Here is a 21866-nt window from a genome sequence, read left to right as displayed (position 1 = left end):
CGAGTTCGCAGAGGAGCATTAATCATGACTGTCCGCTATCGCATATCCGCCGCATTGGCCGTGCTGTTCTTGATATCATCCGGCGCGTTTCCTGCGGCTTTGGCGCAGGAAAAACTTGTTGCGCCTGAGACGAACCCACCGGGTGACATTCCGGACAATCAGGTCTTCATTACCTACAACTCTCCTGATGGATTTGACCTGAAGGTGCCTGAGGGATGGTCACGGACCACGATCGACCATGGCGTTCGGTTCGCCGATAAATACGATGAGATAGATGTCACCCTTGGTACTGCGAGTGCTGCTCCAACGGTTTCTTCAGCCAAGGCCCACGAGATCCCGGACCTCAAGGCAGCCGGGCACGCCGTCAAAGTCGCCGCGGTCATGGATGTGAAGCTCGCGGCCGGACCGGCTGTCCGCATCAGCTATGTATCGAACTCCGCGCCAAATCCGGTCACAAATAGGCAGATCAGGCTCGAACACGAGCGCTTCATTCTTTTCAAGAATGGCAAGATGGTCACCCTTGATCTTGCCGCTCCGGCGGGCGCTGACAACGTAGACCAGTGGCAACTGATCTCCAACTCCTTGCAGTGGAGGTGAGTTCATGTCCGCTCTGGAGGCGACCGAGCTTTACCGCTTCTTTCATGCCGGCGACGACGAAGTTGTGGCTTTGCGTGGGATTGCCCTCATCCTCAATGCAGGAGAATTCACCGCATTGAGGGGTCCTTCCGGCAGCGGGAAATCGACGCTGCTTGCCTGCCTTGCCGGAATCGACGAGCCAGACGGCGGCGTGGTGTCGGTCCTGGGCGAGCGCATGACGCGACGCCCCGAACCGGAGCGGGATCGGCTTAGGGCGCGTCATTTCGGCATGCTCATGCAGTCCGGCAATCTGTTCGATCACCTTACGGTGCGGACCAACATCCGTCTCCAGATGGAGATTTCCGGCCGCGGCCGACCGGACGAGATCGATGATCTCGTCCGCAGCCTGGGCCTTGACGGCCTTGCCGATGTACTACCTGCCTACCTTTCGGGCGGCGAAGCGGCACGCGCCGGCTTGGCAGTGGCGCTCGCGGCAAAACCGGCAATCCTGCTGTGCGATGAGCCGACCGCCGAAGTCGATGCAGCGACAGAACAGCTCGTCATCGATCGCCTCATCGAAAGCTGCCGGAGCGGCGCCGCCGTCCTGGTCGTGACGCACAGCCCAGCGCTCGCCGCGCGGGCCGATCGCATTATCAACATCCGGGATGGAGGCATCGTTCATGACTAAGGCCTTGGTCGTGGCCGCCGATTTGTGGCGCAGCTTCCAGCGCGAGCGGGGCGTCGTAGCGGCTGTTCAGGGTTGTTCCTTCAAGATTCACGCAGGGGAAGCCATCGCCATCATGGGACCTTCGGGTTGCGGAAAGACGACGCTTTTGAACCTGATCGCAGGGCTGGACGTGCCAAGCTCAGGACGAATGGAATGGCCCGGGCTTGGTTCCCTTGACACATTACGCCCCGAGCGGATCGGCGTCGTCTTTCAATCCGCGAACCTGATGCCTGCGCTCACCACCATCGAGAATGTCGAGCTACCGATCCTTCTTAGTAGCGGTACCGAAGCCAAGGCCCGCGCCCTGGCTGCACTTGCCATTTTCGGGGCCGAAATCCTGGCGTCGAAGCTTCCCGAACAGCTCTCCGGCGGCCAGGCTGAGCGGGTCGCCGCAGCCCGAGCCATTGTGACCAATCCGGAATTGATTGTCGCTGACGAGCCGACAGGCCAACTCGATCAGGCTGGTGCCGCGATATTGGTCGATCGGCTCCGCGCCTGGGGGCAGCAGACCGGAAGCGCCATCATCATCGCCACGCATGATGAGCGTGTGGCTGCAAAGATGAACCGCATCTGGCGGATGCGTCACGGCAAATTCGAAAGCATGGTTGAGAGGTCCGCATGTACGGGCACTGGTTGATCGGACTTGTCCGAACCCGTTCCGGCCGCCTAGTCGGCACCATCGGCGGTGTAGCACTGACAGTCGCTTTCATCGCGTGCCTTGGCGCGTTTTTGCAATCCAGCACGGCCGAGATGACGGCCCGGTCGGTCGCCCAGGTACCCGTCGACTGGCAGGTCCAGTTGCTGCCGGGCGCGGATCATGGTGCGGTCGAGGCTGAGATTCGCTCTGCCGCGCCCGTTATCGGCTCGCAGTTGATCAACTATGCCGACGTACCAGGCTTTGAGGCGAACACGGGAGGCACCGTACAGACGACAGGTGGCGGCACGGTACTTGGCATCGGACCGGGCTATTTCGACCAGTTCCCGGGACAGGTCCGACGGCTGGTTGGATCGGTCGATGGCGTCTTGATAGCACAACAGACGGCCGCCAACCTGCATGTGGCGGTGGGGGATCAGGTCGTCATCCACCGCGACCAGGCGCCCGACATTAACGTGACGGTCGCCGGCATCGTCGATTTGCCGAACGCCGATGCGATGTTTCAGGCGATCGGTGTCCCGGCTGGCGCCGCACCGCAAGCCCCGCCCGACAACGTTCTGCTGTTGCCAATATCTCTGTGGCAGCAGGTGTTCGAGCAGCAAGGCGCCAGCCGGCCCGATACCATTCGGACCGAGTTCCACATCAAGCTCGATCATCGCGATTTGCCCACCGACCCTGTCGCTGCGAGCACCTGGGCAACTGAGCGCGGCCACAATTTCGAGGCTCGCGTCGCTGGAGCGGCGCTGCTTGCAAACAATCTGGCGGCCCGATTGGAGGCAGTCCGCGAGGATGCCCTCTATGCACGACTGGTTTTCTTGTTCCTCGGCGCCCCTGGGGCCATCCTCGCCATGCTGCTTACGGTTGCGGTAGCGGGAGCCGGACGGGACAGGCGCCGCCGCGACCACGCATTGCTGCGCCTGCGAGGGGCAACGGTCGATACGGTTCTTCGCTTGGCCGTGTCCGAAGCGATCGTCTCGGGTGTTGGCGGTGCGATCCTTGGTATTCTCATTGCTGCTTTTGTCGCGAATTTCATTCTCGGGGTAGCTCTCTTGAGCAGCGCAGCGGTTCCGTTGCTCGGCGCTGTGGCGGTGGCTGGGATCGCGCTTTCGCTCGCAGCGATCCTGATCCCTGCCTGGCGCGATGCCCGTGGCTCGACCATTGCGGCCGCCCGGCGAACAATCGGCGAGCACCGGGTGCCGCTTTGGGTCCGCTTCTATCTCGATGTGATGTTGCTGGCGCTGGCAGCGATGCTCTACTGGCGTTCGGCAACGAGTGGATACCAGGTTGTTCTCGCACCGGAGGGCGTGGCAGCGACGGCGGTCGACTACACTGCCTTCCTCGCTCCTGTTTTGCTATGGATCGGCCTGGCGCTATTTTCCATGCGGCTCGTCGGGGCCGGGTTACGGCAGGGCCGGCCGGTTGTCGCCAGGGGCTTGGGACCCATCGCTGGTCGTCTGGCGGATGTGGTGGCAGCCACATTCGGACGGCAAACCCGGCGGCTGACCGCCGGCATCGGCCTGACGGCGCTTGCCTTTGCCTTCGCCGCCTCGACCGCGATCTTCAATGCGACCTATATGGCGCAGGCACAGGTCGATGCCGAACTCACCAACGGTGCCGACGTCACGATCACGGGCACATCCGCCGCGCCTGCATCCCAGGCGCTCGACCGTCTTTCCAAGCTGCCGGGCGTGGTTGCCGCTCAGCCGATGCAACACAGATACGCTTACGTTGGAACCGACCTCCAGGATCTTTACGGCATAGACCCGGCGCGCATCGGGACAGCCACGGCGATGTCCGACGCCTATTTCGCCAATGGCGACGCGAGCGCAACACTCACCGACCTCGCACGAACACCCGACGGCGTGCTGGTCTCCCAGGAAACGGTCAACGACTATCAGCTCAGCCGCGGCGACAGCATCAATCTTCGCCTGCAAAACGCGGCCGATCACCAATATCATGTCGTGCCCTTTCACATCCTGGGCGTGGTGCGCGAATTTCCGACTGCGCCGAAGGATTCATTTCTTGTCGCCAACGCAGCTTACATCGCGCAGCAGACCGGTTCGGCGGGAAGCGAGATTGTCCTGATCCGATCGGCCGACGATCCCGCCCGCGTCGCTCTGGCTGCTCGAAACACGACTGCGAGCTTCCCTGGACTCAAGGTCAGTCAGATCGGCGATGCCATCGCCCTAATCGGGTCGAGCCTCACCGCAGTTGATCTCGCCGGTCTAACGCGACTGGAACTTATCTTCGCGCTTGTCATGCTCGCCGCCTCGGGCGGACTGGTGCTTAGCCTTGGTTTTGCCGACCGCGAGGGCTCTTTCGCAGTTCTCGTGGCTCTCGGAGCCCGGCAACGACAACTCGGCGCCTTCGTCTGGAGCGAAGCGGCATTGGTTGCCGGCAGCGGCATGGTCCTGGGTCTCATCGCGGGCACGCTGATTGCCTATCTGCTCGTCAAGCTGCTGACTGGAGTGTTCGACCCGCCACCCGACATGCTTTCGGTGCCGTGGCTCTACCTCGTTGCCCTCATCGTCACGGCGGCGTGTGCCGCTTTGATGGCCGCGACAGGAGAGGCTATGCGCAGCCGCACACACGTCACGGAGAAACTCAGAGGCGGGTGAGAACCTGCTTTCCTCGCAACTCATGTCGCCATTGCGGGAAATGATAACCGGCGGCCGAAACATTGAAAGGAAAAGAAGAGGATGAAATCGCAAATGATCATTGCCGCGATGCTGGTGCTGGCGCCGATCAGTGCCGCATTCGCTGCCCACGTGTCCGGCACGATTAGTGCAATCAGCAAGAATGCCGACACGATCACGCTGTCGGGCGGCAAAACCTATACCCTGCCCGAAGGGATCGAAGACACCAAACTCCGTATCGGCGAGAAGGTCCGGCTAACCTACGCGGACAAGGGCGGTAAGGCGGTCGTTTCACATCTGGTTCCGCAGAAGTGAAGGTTGCGGCGGCCGGTGCCATTACCGGCCGCTGCTTTCTCGCGCGATTGGCAACCGACTGATTGTGCCCGGCACCACGCCGACCTCCGCCCTAATTCTCATCTAATTGAACCCGCGTAATCACGGTGGGCGAACCGACCGTCAACGGGAGAGCAGCGAGCGTATCGCGCTACCGCAGGCGGGCCATTCAACCGGCGAACGGAAGTGATGCCTTCCTTGCATCGCCAGAATTCAGGGGAAATCCACTGATGAGACAGATTTTTCTTGCCATCGCGCTCATTGCCGCTCCGGTGGCGGCCTTCACGAGTTTTGAACTTTACGCCAGTACCGCACCCGCCAAAACGGCGAGCCTCGGCGATCTGTCGCCATTCAAGACGATCATAGCTGATGTCCAGACCCTCGCTTCCAAAGGCGACCTCGCCAGCGCTGCAAAGCGCATCACCGACTATGAAACGGCGTGGGACCAGGCCGAGACCGCAATCCGGCCGCTAAACCAGAATGACTGGAACAATATAGACGCCGCCTCTGACGCGGCGCTGAAGGCACTGCGTCAATCCGCTCCGTCGGCTGACAAAGTCAGCAAAGCGCTCACCGCTCTTATGGCGGTTCTCAACAATCCGGCTCAGCCTGCTCAATAGGCGGGCGGCTGCTCGCCCCCGAACTGCCCTCCGGGACGTTCAGCGCCCATGCAAGGATACTCGCTATGTCTGCACCGACCACCAAAGCTGCTGTTTACAATCGCGTTCCCCGCGTCACGACGGATTTCTGGCTCATTAAACTGATGGCTGTCACCATGGGTGAAACGGCGGCCGACTATCTCAATGTACAGATGGGTTTAGGGCTGACGGCGACATCGCTGATCATGTCGGCAATTCTGGCGGTCGCATTGGTCTGGCAATTTGCGCAGAAGAAATATGTTCCCGCCGCCTACTGGCTTTCCGTGGTGCTGATCAGCATCGTCGGCACGTTGATTACCGACAATCTGGTCGACAATTTCCATGTGCCGCTGCTGGCTACGACGACTGCTTTCTCGATCGCCCTGGCGCTGACTTTCCTGGTGTGGTTCCAGACGGAGCGGACTCTTTCGATCCACTCCATATTCACCGGGCGGCGCGAGGCTTTCTATTGGCTCGCCATTCTGTTCACCTTCGCGCTTGGCACGGCCGCCGGCGATCTGGTGGCCGAAAAATTCGCGCTGGGATACCTGGCTACCGGCGTCCTGTTCGGCATGATCATCATCTCGCTTGCCATCGGCTACTTCTTCTTGGGTCTCGATCCGATACTTGCCTTCTGGCTGGTCTACATTCTGACAAGGCCTCTCGGTGCTTCGTTCGGCGACCTGATGTCTCAGCCCGCACAATATGGCGGCCTCGGTTTCGGCACGATCATAACGAGTGCAATCTTCCTCGCCGCGATCGTCACGATCGTAGCCTTCATGAGCGTGCGGCATGAAGGCGAGGAGCTGGCTGAGATCGACGAGGATGGCAAATTGACAAAGGCCAGCCACAGCCAAAGGTTCACTGTCGCCGAAGAAGAACTCTGAAGCGGCCTAGCGTTTCATTGTCACCGGCGCGGCGTCCGAGTTCATCAAGCCGCCGCGACTTTGCCAGACAGTGCCTTGTCCATCGCCACCTGAAGCTGTTCCTGCGTGAACGGCTTCGTCATCCTGAGCATCCGGCCGAGCGCATTGTCTTCGGACAGCTCGGCATAGCCCGAAGCGAGGATGACGGGCAGGCCGGGGAAGGAGGAGCGAAGGTGGCGCGCGAGTTCGGCGCCCGTCATGCCGGGCATGGCATGATCGGTGATGACGAGGTCGCAATCCTGGCCGCCGGACAGAAATTCCAGGGCCTGCGAAGCAGAAGAGGCTTCCCGCGGCAGGTGGCCGAGGTCTTCCAGCATCGCCACGGTTCCGGTCCTGACGAGAGCGTCGTCATCGACCACCAATATGGCAAGGGATCTCGACACCGGTTTCGGCGCCTCCGCCATCGGAGGCTCGGCGACAGGAGGCGCCTTCGCGAGGGCCTCGGCGACGGGAAGCCAGAGGGAAACGGTCGTGCCTTTTCCTCGCGTGCTCGATATCTGGATCGAGCCGCCGGATTGCGCCGCCAGGCCGTGAACCATCGACAGGCCGAGACCGGTGCCCTTGCCGACACCCTTCGTGGTAAAAAACGGTTCGGCGGCGCGTGAGACAGTTGCCTCGTCCATGCCTTCGCCGTCGTCCGACACCGATATTCTGATGTAATTCCCGCCCGCAAGACCGGGCAACGGCGCCTCTTCGGCCCGAGCGGCGGCCACGGTCACAGCACCGCCGCTTTCCAGCGCGTCCCGCGCATTGACGAAGAGATTGAGCAACGCCAGTTCCAGCTGATTGCTGTCCACCAGCAACGGCGGCAGATCGGCCGGGATGCGCTTGTGGATTTCGATGCGCGGTCCGACCGCCTTGGCGAGGAGATCCTCGACGTTTTCGAACAGCCTGAGAAAATCGATCGCCTGCGGTTTCAGTTCCTGTCGGCGCGCGAAGGCTAGCAGGCGCTGGGTCAGCGCCGTGCCGCGCTCGGCCGCCTGGATCGCGTTCGTCACCAGGCGTTCGCTGCGCTCATCGGCGGGAAGCCGCTTCTTCAGCAGGTTGAGGCTGCCAAGCACCGCCATCAGGAGATTGTTGAAGTCATGCGCCACGCCGCCCGTCAGGTGGCCGATCGTGTCGAGCTTCTGCGCTTGAAGAGCTGGGCCAGCGCCTCCTCGCGCTCGCGCGTCCTCTGGTCGATCCGGTGCTCGAGATCCTCGTTGAGTTCACGCAGCTGCGCCGCCGAGGTTTCGAGTTCGGCGGTGCGCTGGCGCACCCGGGCCTCCAGATCGGCGTTCAGGCGTTCGAGTTCGCGCGTCTTCCTGTAGAGATCGGCAAAGACCCGGACCTTGGCCCTCAGCACTTCGGGCACGATGGGAACGGAGACATAGTCGACCGCACCGACCGCATAGCCGCGCAGCCGGTCGGGTTCGGCCAGCATGACGGCGGAAACGAAGATGATCGGCGTGTTCTGGTAGCGCGGATGCTGGCGGATCATGCTGACGAGCTCGAAACCATCCTGCTCGGGCATGCAGACATCGACGAGGATCACGGCGATCTCGGTGCGCAGCAGGTGCTCGAAGGCCTCGCGGGCGGACTGCGCCTTGATGAGGTTCTCTTCGAGTTCTTCGAGGATGACCTCATAACTCAGGAGCTTCGCGGGCTGGTCGTCGACGAGGAGGATGTTGACGGGGTTCATGGCCAGCCCCTCAGCGATGCAGCCACATGCGAAGCGCCGACAGAAGCTGCTCGGTGTTGACGGGCTTCGCCAGATAGTCCGAGGCGCCCGCCTCCAGGCATTTCTCGCGGTCGCCCTTCATCGCCTTGGCCGTCAGCGCCAGGATCGGCAGCCGCCGGAAGCGCGGCTCCGAGCGGATGACCTGCATCGTCTCGTAGCCGTCCATCCCGGGCATCATGATGTCCATCAACACGATGGCGACGGAGGGTTCGTTGTTGATGACGTCAATCGCCTCGCTGCCGGTCGTTGCGGTTAGCACCCTCATGCCGCGGCGTTCGAGGACGCTGCTCAGCGCGAAGATGTTGCGGGCGTCGTCGTCGACGAGCAGCACGGTTTCGCCGACGAGATCCTCGTCGGAGCTGTGCAGCTCTTGCAGCGTCGCCTGCTTTGCCGCCGGCAGGTCGGCGACGACCCGGTGTAGGAACAGCGCCGTCTCGTCGAGCAGGCGTTCGGGCGACTCGACGCCCTTCACCACCACGCTGCGGGCCATACTGTGCAGCGTCGCGTCCTCCTCTGGGGAAAGCTCGCGGCCGGTGAAGACGACCACCGGCACTTCGGCGATCTCGTCATTGTCACGTATCTGCTCCAGCACTTCGAAGCCGGACATATCGGGAAGGGAAAGGTCGAGCACGACACAGTCGGCGGAACCTTGCCGGAGTATGGCGAGCGCCTCCGATCCCGATCCGACGCTCGTTATGTCGATGTCGTCGTGCCCGAGAAGGGCTGTGACGCTCAGGCGTTCGGCTTCGTTATCCTCCACGAGCAGCAGGTGCTTGCGGCGCGGCTCGGCATAGGCCTTCAGCCGCGACAGCGCCTTGCCGAGTCCCTCAGGCGTCGTCGGCTTGCTCATGAAGGCGAAGGCGCCGCGCGTCAGCCCATGCTGGCGGTCTTCGTCGAGGCTGATGATCTGCACCGGAATGTGCCGCGTCTGCGAATTCTGCTTGAGCTGGCTCAGCACCGTCCAGCCGAGCATGTCGGGCAGGAAGATATCGAGCGAGATCGCCGCCGGCCTGTATTCCTGCGCGAGAGCGAGCGCGTCGCTGCCGCGCATCGCGACCAGCACCTTGAAGCCGTTGTCGCGGGCGAGATCGACGAGGACGCGGGCGTAATGCGCATCGTCCTCGACGACGAGTAGCACGGAGTCGCCATGCTCGATCCGGTGACGGTCGTCCGCGACATGCTCCGTGGTTTTTTCGGCACGGCGGCTCGCCGCCGCCTCGGCGAATTCCACGACATTTGCCGGCGTCGCAACAGGCTTCGGCGCGACCGCGCCGGCGCCGACATAGGTGAGCGGCAGGTAGAGGACGAAGGTGCTGCCGACGCCCGGCGTGCTGCGCAGCTGGATCTCACCGCCGAGCAGGTTCGCCAGCTCGCGGCTGATTGCCAGACCCAGGCCAGTGCCGCCATATTTGCGGCTCGTCGAGGCATCCGCCTGCTGGAAGGCCTCGAAGATGATGCGCTGCTTCTCCGGCGGGATGCCGATGCCGGTATCGACGACCTCGAAGGCGATGACCGAGGGCGCATGCCGGAGCGAAGGATGTTCGGGCGACCAGCCACTCGTTGCCGATGCGACGCGCAGCGTGACGCCGCCCTGCGCGGTAAACTTGAAGGCGTTCGACAGGAGGTTCTTGAGGATCTGCTGCAGTCGCTTCGAGTCGGTGATGATGCTCTTCGTCACATCGGCGCCGACCTCGACCGCAAAGGACAGATTGCGGTTTTCGGCCTCGTGCCGGAACGGCCGTGCCATGACTTCGAGCAGGTTGCTGACGAAGATTTCCTCGGCATCGACCGAGACCGTGCCGGACTCGATCTTGGAGAGATCGAGGATGTCGCTGATGAGGTTCAAGAGATCGGTGCCGGCGCCGTGGATGGTCTTGGCGAACTCGACCTGCTTTCCCGACAGGTTTCCATCGGGGTTTTCTCCGAGCTGCTGGCCGAGGATGAGGATCGAATTCAAAGGCGTGCGCAGCTCGTGCGACATGTTGGCGAGGAATTCCGACTTGTACTTCGATGTCAGCGCAAGCTCGGTTGCCTTTTCCTCGAGCGCGCGGCGGGCCTGCTCGATTTCCTGGTTCTTCGCCTCGACCTCGACGTTGCGTTCTTCCAGCTGCTGCGCCTTTTGTCCCAGCTGTTCGTTGGTCTGCTGCAGTTCGCGCTGCTGCGTCTGCAGTTCGGCGGCGAGCTGCTGGGATTGCTTGAGCAGGCCTTCGGTCTGCATGGTCGCTTCGATCGAGTTGAGGACGATACCGATCGATGTCGTCAGCTGGTCGAGGAAGGAGAGCTGCAGCTCGGTGAATTCGCCTGCGGAGGCAAGCTCGATCACCGCCTTCACCTGCCCCTCGAAATGCACGGGCAGGACGATGGCGCTTCGCGGCAGAGTGGTGAACACGCCGGAACTGATCGGGACGACATTGTCGGGAAGGTCGGTGACCAGGATGCGGCGGGCGTCGCTCGCGCATTGCCCGACGAGGCCCTGGCCGAAGTCGAGCCGCGGCGGATGCGCAGCCTCGACCCCTTGCGCATAGACCGACAGCAGCGACAGGAACGGCTGGCTCTCGTCGGCATCCACCTGGTAGATGACGCCCTGATGGGCTCCGACGAGCGGCGCCAGCTCCGAGAGCAGCATCTTGCCGACCAGCGTCAGGTCACGCTGGCCCTGCAGCATGTTGGTGAAGCGCGCCAGGTTGGTCTTCAACCAGTCCTGCTCGGTGTTGCGCTCCGTCGTCAGGCGCAGGTTGTCGATCATCGTATTGATATTGTCCTTGAGCTCGGCCACTTCGCCGCGCGCGTCGACCTTGATCGACCGCGTCAGGTCACCCTTGGTGACGGCGGTCGCGACTTCGGCGATGGCGCGCACCTGCGTCGTCAGGTTTGCGGCAAGCAGGTTGACGTTGCCGGTCAGATCCTTCCAGGTGCCGGCGGTGCCGGGAACATTCGCCTGGCCGCCGAGGCGGCCTTCGACGCCGACTTCACGCGCCACGGTGGTCACCTGATCGGCGAAGGTCGCAAGCGTGTTGGTCATGTTGTTGATGGTTTCGGCAAGGGCCGCCACCTCGCCCTTGGAGGCGACGGTGAGGTTCTGCTTGAGATCGCCGTTCGCGACCGCCGTCACCACCTTGACTATGCCGCGCACCTGCTCGGTGAGGTTGGCGGCCATGACGTTGACGGTGTCGGTCAGATCCTTCCAAGTGCCGGCGACGCCAGGCACCTGCGCCTGGCCGCCGAGCTTGCCTTCGGTGCCGACTTCGCGGGCGACGCGCGTCACTTCGCCGGCGAAGGCGTTGAGCTGATCCACCATGGTGTTGATGGTGTTCTTCAGTTCGAGAATTTCGCCTTTCACGTCGACGGTGATCTTGCGCGAGAGGTCGCCGCGGGCGACAGCCGTCGTCACCTCGGCAATGTTTCGAACCTGGGTCGTGAGGTTTGCGGCGAGCAGATTGACGTTGTCGGTCAGGTCCTTCCAGGTGCCGGCCACACCGGGAACGACGGCTTGGCCGCCGAGCCTGCCGTCGGTGCCGACTTCGCGGGCGACACGCGTCACTTCGCCGGCGAAGGAGCGAAGCTGATCGACCATGGTATTCAGCGTATCTTTCAGAAGCAGGATTTCGCCGCGCACGTCGACGGTGATCTTGCGCGAGAGGTCGCCATTGGCGATCGCGGTCGCCACCTCGGCGATGTTGCGCACCTGCGCCGTCAGGTTGCCGGCCATGGAGTTGACGCTGTCGGTCAGATCCTTCCAGGTGCCGGCGACACCCGAGACCTGCGCCTGGCCGCCGAGCTTGCCTTCGGTGCCGACTTCGCGGGCAACACGGGTCACTTCGCCGGCGAATGCGTTCAGCTGATCCACCATGGTGTTGATGGTGTTCTTCAGTTCGAGGATTTCCCCCTTCACGTCGACGGTGATCTTGCGCGACAGGTCGCCGCGCGCGACAGCCGTCGTCACTTCGGCGATGTTGCGCACCTGGCCGGTGAGGTTGGAGGCCATGGAATTGACGTTTTCGGTCAAGTCCTTCCAGGTGCCTGCGACACCCGGCACCTGCGCCTGGCCGCCGAGCTTGCCTTCGGTACCGACTTCGCGGGCGACGCGCGTCACTTCCGAGGCGAAGCGGTTCAGCTGGTCGACCATGGTGTTCAGGGTTTCCTTGAGCTCGAGGATTTCGCCCGAGACAGACACCGTAATCTTCTTCGATAGGTCGCCATTGGCGATTGCAGTCGAAACTTCGGCGATGTTGCGCACTTGCGCCGTCAGGTTGCCGGCCATCGAGTTGACGCTGTCGGTCAGGTCCTTCCAGGTGCCGGCGACGCCAAGCACGTTCGCCTGGCCGCCAAGCCGGCCTTCCGTGCCGACTTCGCGGGCGACGCGCGTCACCTCGCCGGCAAAGCCGTTCAGCTGATCGACCATTGTATTGATGGTCTCCTTCAGTTCGAGGATTTCCCCCGACACTGTGACAGTGATTTTCTTGGAAAGGTCGCCCTGCGCGACCGCGGTCGCGACTTCGGCGATGTTGCGCACCTGACCGGTGAGGTTGGAGGCCATGGAATTGACGCTGTCGGTCAAGTCCTTCCAGGTGCCGGCGACGCCGCGCACGTTCGCCTGGCCGCCGAGCCGCCCTTCCGTCCCCACTTCGCGGGCAACGCGCGTCACTTCCGAGGCGAAGGCGTTCAGCTGGTCGACCATCGTATTGATGGTTTCCTTGAGTTCGAGGATTTCGCCCTTCACGTCGACGGTGATCTTCTTCGACAGGTCGCCATTGGCGATCGCTGTGGAGACTTCGGCGATATTGCGCACCTGCGCCGTCAGGTTGCCGCCCATCGAGTTGACGTTTTCAGTCAAGTCCTTCCAGGTGCCGGCCACACCGCGCACGTTCGCCTGACCGCCGAGCCGCCCTTCCGTCCCCACTTCGCGGGCGACGCGGGTGACTTCCGAGGCGAAGGCGTTCAGCTGATCGACCATGGTGTTGATCGTTTCCTTCAGCTCGAGGATTTCGCCCGACACCGTCACCGTGATCTTCTTCGACAAGTCGCCATTGGCGATCGCGGTCGAGACCTCGGCGATGTTTCGCACTTGGGCCGTCAGGTTCGACGCCATGGAATTGACGTTGTCGGTCAGGTCCTTCCAGGTGCCGGCGACACCTGGCACCTGCGCTTGGCCGCCAAGGCGGCCCTCGGTGCCGACTTCACGCGCCACGCGCGTCACTTCGCCGGCAAAACCGTTCAGCTGATCGACCATCGTGTTGATGGTTTCCTTGAGCTCCAGAATTTCGCCCGAGACGTCGACGGTGATCTTGCGCGAGAGGTCGCCGCGCGCCACGGCCGTCGTCACCTGGGCGATGTTGCGCACCTGGGCCGTCAGGTTGCCGCACATGGCGTTGACGCTGTCGGTCAGATCCTTCCAGGTGCCGGCCACACCCGGCACCAGCGCCTGGCCGCCGAGCTTGCCTTCGGTGCCGACCTCGCGGGCGACGCGCGTCACTTCCGAGGCGAAGGATCTGAGCTGGTCGACCATGGTGTTGATCGCTTCCTTCAGCTGTAGGATCTCGCCGCGCACGTCGACGGTGATCTTCTTCGAAAGGTCGCCGTTCGCCACCGCGATCGTCACTTCCGCGATGTTGCGCACCTGCGCCGTCAGGTTCGACGCCATCGAGTTCACGCTTTCGGTCAGGTCTTTCCAGACGCCCGTCACCTCGGGCACCTGCGCCTGCCCGCCGAGCTTGCCGTCCGTGCCGACTTCGCGGGCGACGCGCGTCACCTCGGAGGTGAAGACGCTCAGCTGCTTGATCATCGTGTTGACGATATCGGCCGAGCGCAGGAATTCGCCCTTGAGAGCCCGCCCATCGACATCGAGCGGCACTGTCTGCAGGAGGTCACCCTTGGCGACCGCCGTGATCGTGCGCGTGACCGCCGTCGTCGGCCACAGGAGATCGTCGATCAGACCGTTGATCGAGCCCTCCATTTCGGACCAGGAACCATCCGACAGGCCGAAGCGCACCCGCGTGCTCGTTCGCCCGTCCCGGCCGACGACCTGGCCCACATGTTCGAGCTGCTGGGCCATGCGCTGATTGGCGGCGATGATGTCGTTCAGCGCATCGGCGACCTTGCCGGTGACGCCGGTGAGGTCGGTGCGCATGCGCACGGAAAAGTCGCCGCGCCTGACCGCGACGAGGACCTCCAGCAGTGCGCTGGCGTCGGCGAACGCCATGGTTTTGTAGTCGTGTCCGTTGAGGCTTTCTGCCACGGCGTCGTCGCGCGAAAATTCACTGGTTTGCTTGCTCACGGAAACCCCCTGTTCGAAACCAAGTAGTTAGTGCTCCGCTGGAAAAAGTGTATGGGGGCTCTGCAGGGTTGCAGAGGTCGAGCTAACCCAACGTCAAGCGCCAAACTTTGCCGGTGCGGGAACAGTTTACCGCCGGTCGTCGTTTCCGTCCCGACAAGGAGAATGACATGTCGAACGTCTCAAGGACAGGCAGGCAAGACATCAACAACGCGACCAGCCCGACCACCTTCGGAAGGTCGGTCGAGAGCCAGGCGCAGATGCAGGATGCGGCGGCGGAGGCATCGCCCGAAACCGGCGGCGAGATGCTGAACGTCTACCGGCTGGAACCGATCGCAGCACCTGACGATCCCAGATGGGATAATGCCCCCGGGCACGGCGTCATCGTCGTGGCCGCCAGAACGGCGGGCGATGCCAGGATCGTCGCCGCGGCGCGCGAACTCGACTTCATGGAAGTGGATGCGGCTCCCGCCGAGGATGTGACCACCACCAATGCCAGTGCTTTCCGCGACGACAAGCTCTATACTGTCATCGAGATCGACCGGAACAGGAGCGATCTCAAACGCGGCATTCTCGACGGCACGGTGTCAGTCGACACCATCCGCTCGGTCCAGCCGGAATAGGGTTCCTTCCTTTTCATCGGAGTTCTCATGAATACGGCCAATCTGCAGCTCAAGGGCCTGATCATGGCGATGGCCTCGCTATGCGACGCGATCGCCGAGAAGGAATTGCTCACACGCGGGGAAATCGATGCCGCGCTTTCGAAAGCTCGAAGGGCGATCGAGGAGGATGACGATCACGAGCTCTCCGGCGCCAACCAAGCGGCGATCTTGTTTCCGATCCGCGTGCTGCAGCTCGCCGGCGAAGCCGGCGGCAAAGGCGAAGGAGCCACGTTTTCGGATTATGCCAGGCTTGTGGGCAAGCTCGGCTGACCATGTTCGAAGGCTTTGTTTGCGGCCCCGGCGATCATTAAGCCGGCGCCGGCATTCGGTTTTCGATTTTTGCGATAAGTTGATCATTTTTGTCTTGTTTTAAAGCCGCTCCTGCGGCTATACCCCCGGCCGCATATATTCACGCACCGGGATAACTTCGTGACCAGCCTCAAATCACTTCTGGCCGCATGCGGCCTCTCCGCCCTGATCGGCTTTGCCGCAACGCCGTCATTCGCCGGCTCGACGACCTATCCGCTGACGCTGGAAAATTGCGGCGCTGAGGTGACGTTCAAGAAGGCGCCCGAGCGGGCGATTGGCCTTGGCCAGAACAGCGCGGAAATCCTGCTGCTGCTCGGCCTCGAGGATAAGATGGTCGGCACCGCCTTCTGGCCGAGCAAGGTCCTGTCGCAGCTCGCCGAGGCCAATGCCAAGGTCAAGCTGCTCACCGTCGAAATGCCGACCTTCGAGTCGATGCTCGCCGAAAATCCTGATTTCGTGGCGGTGGCCTTGCCGAGTCTCGTCGGGCCGAACAGCAAGGTCGCCAAGCGCGACGATTTCGACAAGGTCGGCGTCGCCACCTATCTCTCGCCCAGCACCTGCCTCAGCACCAAGGACGTCAAGGACCAGTACGGCAGCCGCGGCGAGCTGTGGAACATGGACCTTCTCTACAAGGAGATCGACGAACTCTCTGAGATTTTCGACGTCGCCGACCGCGGGCAGGCTGTGATTGCCGACTTCAAGGCGCGTGAAGCCAAGCTTCGCTCCGGCGTTTCCAAGGACGGCAAGAACCTGTCCTATGTCTTCTGGTTCTCCAGCCCCAGCCCGTCGGCCGATGCCTATGTCGGCGGCAAGAACAGCGCCTCCGGCTTCATCGCCGACCTGCTCGGCGGGCACAATGCCATCGACGCAGCAGCGGAATGGCCGACGATCGGCTGGGAAGGCATCATCGCCGCCAACCCCGACGTCATCGTCGTCGCCAGCCTCGACCGCAACCGCTGGGAACTCGACAAGCCCGAGGCCAAGATCAAGTTCCTGACCACCGATCCGGCCGTCAGCCAGATCCCCGCCGTCAAGAACAAGGCGATCGTCGTCATGGACGGCCAGGCGATGAACCCGACCATCCGTACGATCTACGGCGCCGAACAGGTGGCCGAGCAGCTGAAGGCTCTCGGTCTCCTGAAGTGACGGAAGCGGGCAGTCTCTTGCGGCAGCTGGGAGCGGTCACGGCACTGCTGCTCGCCTCTCTCTGCCTGATCGCGGTCGCCATCGGCGTCAGCGTCGGGATCGGCGACCTGCCGATCCCGCTGACGACCACTTTTTCGGCCGCCACCAACCGGCTCGGATGGACCGCGGTCGAGCTGAACCGCATCCACGAGACTGTCATCTGGGATTATCGCCTGAGCCGGGCGCTCGTCGCCGCCTTCTGCGGCGCGGGCCTTGCGCTCTCGGGCGCAATCATGCAGTCGCTGCTGCGCAACCCGCTTGCCGAACCCTATGTGCTCGGCATCTCCGCCGGCGCCTCCACCGGCGCCGTCGCGATCGTCATCCTGGGCATCGGCGCGGGCGCGGTCTCGCTGTCATCCGGCGCCTTTGCCGGCGCCTTCGCAGCCTTCTTCTTCGTGGCGCTGCTGTCGAACGGCACCCGTGGCGGCGCCGACCGCACCATCCTTGCCGGTGTGGCCGCATCGCAGCTCTTCAATGCCTCGACCTCCTATATCGTCACCACCTCGGCCAATGCGCAGCAGGCCCGCGACGTTATGTTCTGGCTACTCGGCAGTTTCGGCGGCGTGCGCTGGCCGGAATTCGCGCTGGTCTCGATCGTCGTCGGCCTTGGCCTCGGCGCCTGTCTGTTCTACGCCCGCGTGCTCGACGCCTTCGCTTTCGGCGACGAGGCCGCCTCCTCGCTCGGCGTCAATGTCGGCCGCGCCCGCATGGTGCTCTTTGCGCTGACCGCAATGATGACGGCGACGATCGTCAGCATGGTCGGTTCGATCGGCTTCGTCGGTCTCGTCGTGCCGCATGTCGCCCGCTTCGTCGTCGGGCCGCTCCATATCCGCCTCCTGCCGGCCTGCGCCATCGGGGGAGCGATCTTCATGGTGGTCGCCGATATCGCCGCGCGCGCCCTCATTCCCAACCAGATCCTGCCGATCGGCGTCGTCACGGCGCTGGTTGGCGTTCCCTTCTTCTCGATCATCCTCTACCGGTTCCAGCGCGCGTCATGAGCATCAAGGCCGACAACCTCACCTGGAAAATTGGCAGGAAGACCATTCTGGACGGCGTTTCCCTGGAGGCACAGCCCGGCCGGATGCTCGGCCTGCTCGGACCGAACGGCTCGGGCAAGACGTCGCTGCTCAGGCTTCTGGCCGGCCTGAAGCGCCCGCATTCCGGCCGCGTTACGCTCGACCGCAGCGACATCGGCACGATCAGCCGCCGCTCGATCGCCCGCCGCATCGCCTTCGTCGAGCAGCATGCCACGACGAATGCCAATCTGAAGGTCGTTGATGTCGTCAAGCTCGGAAGGTTCCCGCACCGGTCGATCTTCGCGAGCTGGACGAAGGCCGACGAAGAAGCGGTAGAAAGTGCTCTTGCACGCGTCGGCATGGCGGAGAAGCGCGACGATCGCTGGCAGAACCTCTCGGGCGGCGAGAAGCAGCGCACCCATATCGCAAGGGCACTCGCCCAGTCGCCGCAGGAGCTGATCCTCGACGAGCCCACAAACCATCTCGATATCCAGCACCAGATCGGCCTGATGCGGCTCGTCTCCGGCCTGCCGATCACTAGCATCGTCGCTCTGCACGATCTCAACCATGCCGCCATGTTCTGCGATGAGCTTGTTATCATGCAGCAAGGCAGGATCGTCGCCTCCGGCGCACCACAGGACGTATTGAGCGAGGACCTCCTGCGCGACGTCTTTTCCGTCGAAGCCCGCATCGAAGCTTCGCCCTACCATTCGCGCCCGCAGATCCACTATCTCAAGTAAGAGCGGCTGGAGCCCCTCTCACGTCACGATCTGCAGCGGCAAGGCGGTCGTCTTCTTCAGCGTCTTGAGGACAATGCTCGATTTGACCAGTGCCAGATTGTCGGTGACGCGGATCATCCTTTCCAGAAACTGGCTGAGATGTTCGAGGTCGCGCGTCATCACCTTCATCAGAAAATCGGCGTCGCCGGTCTGCGAATAACACTCCAGAATCTCCGGCGCGGTCTCGATAAAGCGATGAAGCTGCTCGTTTCCGCCTTCGGTATGTGCTCTCAGGCTGACAAGCGTATGAGCAACGACCGTGAAACCCAGTTTTGCGGGGTTGAGGATGGCAACGACACTCTGGATATATTGCTCTTTACGCAGCCTTTCCAAACGGCGCGCGCATTGCGTGGCGGAGAGATTGACCTTTTGAGACAGCTCTGCCTGCGTCAGCTCGCTGTTTTGCTGAAGGGCGGCAAGCAGTTTGATATCGAACGGGTCAAGCATAGCTCCTCCTCTGACGGTGAATTTCTGCACATCATAGCCACACCACGCAGATTGTCTGCACGGATACGTCGTCACAGGGAGATAATCGCAGAAAATCATCGCGAAATTTCAGTTAGCCTCCAGGCCAGACTTAGGAAAACGAGGTGGACTTGTGTTTGACCAACTGAACAGCCGGCCAGCCGACAGCCTGCTTGCACTCATCAAGGCCTTCCAGGCCGACGATCGCGCGGGAAAGATCGACCTCGGCGTCGGGGTCTATCGTGACGCCATGGGACGCACGCCGGTGATGCGTGCCGTCAAGGCGGCGGAGCAGTTTCTCCTGGAGACCCAGGACAGCAAGAAATATCTCGGCCCGGAAGGCGATCTGCAATTCGTCCGCCTCCTTGAGCCGATCATTTTCGGGAAGGCGCCTGATTTCGGTCATCGCCTCGTCGGCATCCAGACACCGGGCGGAAGCGGCGCTCTGCGTCTCGGCGCCGAACTTATCCAAACGGCACATCCATCGGCGACCATTCTGCTCGGGACGCCGAGCTGGCCCAACCATGCGCCGATCTTCGGCTCGGCGCGACTGCCGGTCAAGGAATACGCCTTCGTCGACCTGGTTTCGCAGCAGGTGAAATTCGAAAGCGTCGTCGCCGCCCTGTCTTCCGCCCGGGAAGGCGACGTCGTGCTGCTTCACGGTTGCTGCCACAACCCGACCGGCATCGATTTCACCATGGAACAGTGGGCGGAGATTACCAAACTCCTCGTTGCGCATCGGCTGGTGCCTTTCATCGATCTTGCCTATCAGGGGCTTGGCGATGGCCTCGAACAGGATGCCGCACCGGCACGCATGATCCTCGAAGGGGTCGACGAGGCGCTGATCGCCTATTCCTGCGACAAGAACTTCGGCCTTTATCGCGAGCGTGTCGGCGCGCTCTATGTCATGGCCCGCAATGGGGATGACCTCCGGAAGGCCGAAAGCAACATGGCGGCACATGCCCGAGTCAACTGGTCCATGCCGCCCGACCACGGGGCCGCAATCGTCAGGACCATTCTCGAGAGCGATGAGATGTCGGCAATGTGGCGCGCCGAACTCGAAGAAATGTGCCAGCGCGTCAATGGCAATCGCGCAGCACTCGCCGCCGCCGCTCCTGATCTCGCCTTCATCGCCCGCCAGCGCGGCCTGTTTTCCAATCTCTCCATGTCGAGGGATACGGCAGTCGCGCTCAGGGCGAGCCACGGCATCTACTTGGCGGATTCCGGGCGCATGAACCTTGCCGGCATGCAGCCGACGGATGCCGACGCCATCGTTGCGGCGCTTAGAGCCGAAGGCTGCCTGACATCATAGACATGGGAGCCTCCAAATGAGCAGGAAAGAAACGACCGGCCAGGCGATGACCCGTTCGCTTGTCGCCCATGGGATCGACACGGTCTTCGGCATCCCCGGCGCCCATATGTATGATTTCAACGACGCCCTCTATGGCGCGGGCGATAAAATCCGGTTCATTCATACGAGGCACGAACAGGGCGCCGGATACATGGCCTATGGCTATGCCAAATCCACCGGCCGGATCGGCGCCTATACCGTCGTGCCAGGCCCCGGCGTCCTCAATTCCGGAGCGGCTCTCTGCACCGCCTACGGCGCCAACGCGCCGGTGCTTTGCGTGACCGGCAACATCATGTCCCACCTGATCGGCCAGGGCAGAGGACAGTTGCACGAACTGCCGGATCAGCTCGCCACCATGCGCGGGATCACGAAGACGGCCGAACGCATCGATCACCAGTCCGAAACCGGCCCCGTCATATCAGGGGTCATCAGCAAGATGCTCTCCGGCCGCCAGGGTCCGGGAGCCGTCGAAGCGCCGTGGGACGTGTTTGGGCGATCCGGCCCGGAGATCGATCTCCACGTCGGTGTGAGAGCGCCTCATCCGGCCATAAACCCCGACGAGATCGCCGCGGCGGTGGCGCTGATTTCAGGCGCCAGGAATCCGATGATCATGGTCGGCGGCGGCGCGGCGGATGCCGGATCCGAGATCGCCGCCCTGGCGGAACAGCTGCAGGCCCCGGTCACCTCCCATCGCTCCGGCAAGGGCATCGTCGCCGACGACCACCCGAACTATCTGAATTTCGTCGCCGCCTATGAATATTGGAAGAAGGTAGACGTCCTGATCGGGATCGGCAGCCGGCTCGAATTGCAGTTCATGCGCTGGAAATGGCTTCCCAAGGGTCTGAAGATCATTCGCATCGATATCGATCCGACCGAGATGGTCCGCCTCAAGCCTGACGTCGGGATCGTCTCGGATGCGAAAGATGGAACGCAGGCCTTGATCGATGCGCTAGCAGGGTCCGGCCGCGCCGACCGCACGCGCGAATTCGCCGAGCTCAACGAAGAGGCCAGGTCTCGTTTCTCGGCGGTGCAGCCGCAGCTTGCCTATCTCGATGCCATCCGCGAAGTCCTGCCGAGGGACGGTTTCTTCGTCGAGGAAATCTGCCAGATGGGTTTTACCGCCCGGTTTGCTTTCCCGGTCTACGGCCCTCGCCAGTACGTGACATGCGGCTATCAGGACAATCTGGGCTTTGGCTTCAACACCGCTCTCGGCGTGAAAATCGCCAACCCCGACAAAGCGGTTGTCTCAGTTTCAGGCGATGGCGGCTTCCTATTCGGCGTCCAGGAACTCGCGACCGCCGCCCAGCACAAGATCAATGTCGTCGCGATCGTCTTCGACAATTCCGCCTACGGCAATGTGCTGCGCGACCAGAAGCAGACCTATAAAGGCCGCTATCTCGGTTCGGACCTGACCAATCCTGATTTCGTCGCCCTTGGCGAAAGCTTCGGCGTCCGATCCTTCAAGGCGACGAGCCCCGGCGAATTGAGAGACATATTGGAGAAAGCGCTCTCACTCGATGAGCCTGTTCTCATCGCGGTTCCGATCGAAAAAGGCTCCGAGGCAAGCCCCTGGCCTTTCATTCATCCGACCCCGCACGCCGAATGACCGCAAGGGCC

At 62.6% G+C, this 21866-nt stretch carries 16 protein-coding genes and 1 pseudogene; 14 read left to right on the top strand and 3 right to left on the bottom strand.

Going from position 1 to position 21866, the window contains the following annotated elements:
- Nucleotides 1-24: 24 nt before the first annotated feature.
- The 7 genes from EFD55_RS08630 (at nt 25) to EFD55_RS08600 (ending at nt 6452) form a co-directional block, all read left to right on the top strand.
- Complete coding sequence (locus EFD55_RS08630; RefSeq protein ID WP_125844324.1) at nt 25-597, top strand: hypothetical protein; 573 nt, start codon at nt 25-27, stop codon at nt 595-597.
- Between the two features lie 4 nt (nt 598-601).
- Entirely contained in the window at nt 602-1264 is a 663-nt protein-coding gene (locus tag EFD55_RS08625) for an ABC transporter ATP-binding protein (protein ID WP_125844322.1), read from the top strand.
- A 10-nt stretch (nt 1265-1274) separates the two neighbouring features.
- Nucleotides 1275-1940 (top strand): ABC transporter ATP-binding protein, encoded by a 666-nt coding sequence (locus EFD55_RS08620; protein WP_245438430.1) that lies wholly within the window; start codon nt 1275-1277, stop codon nt 1938-1940.
- Nucleotides 1922-4576: an FtsX-like permease family protein gene (locus tag EFD55_RS08615; RefSeq protein ID WP_125844320.1), complete on the top strand. Its 2655-nt coding sequence runs from the start codon at nt 1922-1924 to the stop codon at nt 4574-4576. The genes EFD55_RS08620 and EFD55_RS08615 overlap by 19 nt, the downstream gene beginning before the upstream one ends.
- Nucleotides 4577-4669: 93 nt before the next feature.
- On the top strand, nt 4670-4909 hold the full coding sequence (locus tag EFD55_RS08610) for a DUF1344 domain-containing protein (protein WP_245438429.1): 240 nt from the start codon (nt 4670-4672) through the stop codon (nt 4907-4909).
- A 125-nt stretch (nt 4910-5034) separates the two neighbouring features.
- Complete coding sequence (locus EFD55_RS08605; RefSeq protein ID WP_245438428.1) at nt 5035-5547, top strand: hypothetical protein; 513 nt, start codon at nt 5035-5037, stop codon at nt 5545-5547.
- Nucleotides 5548-5612: 65 nt separating this feature from the next.
- Nucleotides 5613-6452: a COG4705 family protein gene (locus EFD55_RS08600; RefSeq protein ID WP_125844316.1), complete on the top strand. Its 840-nt coding sequence runs from the start codon at nt 5613-5615 to the stop codon at nt 6450-6452.
- Between the two features lie 44 nt (nt 6453-6496).
- Here EFD55_RS08600 and EFD55_RS08595 read toward each other — a convergent pair.
- Together EFD55_RS08595 and EFD55_RS08590 are read right to left on the bottom strand one after the other, a co-directional pair.
- Nucleotides 6497-8172 (bottom strand): annotated as a pseudogene (locus EFD55_RS08595) (response regulator).
- A gap of 10 nt (nt 8173-8182) precedes the next feature.
- On the bottom strand, nt 8183-14485 hold the full coding sequence (locus EFD55_RS08590; RefSeq protein WP_125844314.1) for a HAMP domain-containing protein: 6303 nt from the start codon (nt 14483-14485) through the stop codon (nt 8183-8185).
- A gap of 167 nt (nt 14486-14652) precedes the next feature.
- Between EFD55_RS08590 and EFD55_RS08585 the strand changes: the two genes are divergently transcribed.
- The 5 genes from EFD55_RS08585 to EFD55_RS08565 all read left to right on the top strand — a co-directional run bounded on the left by EFD55_RS08585 (nt 14653) and on the right by EFD55_RS08565 (nt 18394).
- Complete coding sequence (locus EFD55_RS08585) at nt 14653-15105, top strand: hypothetical protein (RefSeq protein ID WP_125844312.1); 453 nt, start codon at nt 14653-14655, stop codon at nt 15103-15105.
- A gap of 27 nt (nt 15106-15132) precedes the next feature.
- Nucleotides 15133-15414 carry a hypothetical protein gene (locus EFD55_RS08580; RefSeq protein WP_125844310.1) on the top strand — a complete coding sequence of 94 codons (282 nt, stop codon included), beginning with the start codon at nt 15133-15135 and terminating at the stop codon, nt 15412-15414.
- A 159-nt stretch (nt 15415-15573) separates the two neighbouring features.
- On the top strand, nt 15574-16599 hold the full coding sequence (locus EFD55_RS08575; RefSeq protein ID WP_125844308.1) for an ABC transporter substrate-binding protein: 1026 nt from the start codon (nt 15574-15576) through the stop codon (nt 16597-16599).
- A complete protein-coding gene (locus EFD55_RS08570; RefSeq protein WP_125844306.1) occupies nt 16596-17636 on the top strand; it encodes a FecCD family ABC transporter permease in 1041 nt (346 codons plus the stop codon). The genes EFD55_RS08575 and EFD55_RS08570 overlap by 4 nt, the downstream gene beginning before the upstream one ends.
- Complete coding sequence (locus EFD55_RS08565) at nt 17633-18394, top strand: ABC transporter ATP-binding protein (RefSeq protein WP_125844304.1); 762 nt, start codon at nt 17633-17635, stop codon at nt 18392-18394. The genes EFD55_RS08570 and EFD55_RS08565 overlap by 4 nt, the downstream gene beginning before the upstream one ends.
- 18 nt (nt 18395-18412) lie before the next feature.
- Here EFD55_RS08565 and EFD55_RS08560 read toward each other — a convergent pair whose 3' ends face one another.
- The gene (locus tag EFD55_RS08560) at nt 18413-18880 is read right to left on the bottom strand and encodes an Lrp/AsnC family transcriptional regulator (protein WP_125844302.1); all 468 of its coding nucleotides are present in this window, start codon (nt 18878-18880) and stop codon (nt 18413-18415) included.
- A gap of 151 nt (nt 18881-19031) precedes the next feature.
- On the opposite strand from EFD55_RS08560, the gene EFD55_RS08555 reads away from it, so the two are divergent.
- Nucleotides 19032-20210 carry an amino acid aminotransferase gene (locus EFD55_RS08555; protein ID WP_125844300.1) on the top strand — a complete coding sequence of 393 codons (1179 nt, stop codon included), beginning with the start codon at nt 19032-19034 and terminating at the stop codon, nt 20208-20210.
- 16 nt (nt 20211-20226) lie between these two features.
- On the top strand, nt 20227-21855 hold the full coding sequence (locus EFD55_RS08550) for a thiamine pyrophosphate-dependent enzyme (RefSeq protein ID WP_125844298.1): 1629 nt from the start codon (nt 20227-20229) through the stop codon (nt 21853-21855).
- The last annotated feature ends 11 nt before the right edge of the window (nt 21856-21866 follow it).

This window comes from Rhizobium pisi (genome assembly GCF_003938655.1).
Taxonomy (GTDB): domain Bacteria; phylum Pseudomonadota; class Alphaproteobacteria; order Rhizobiales; family Rhizobiaceae; genus Rhizobium; species Rhizobium pisi.
This window is presented reverse-complemented; position numbering and strand designations above follow the sequence as displayed.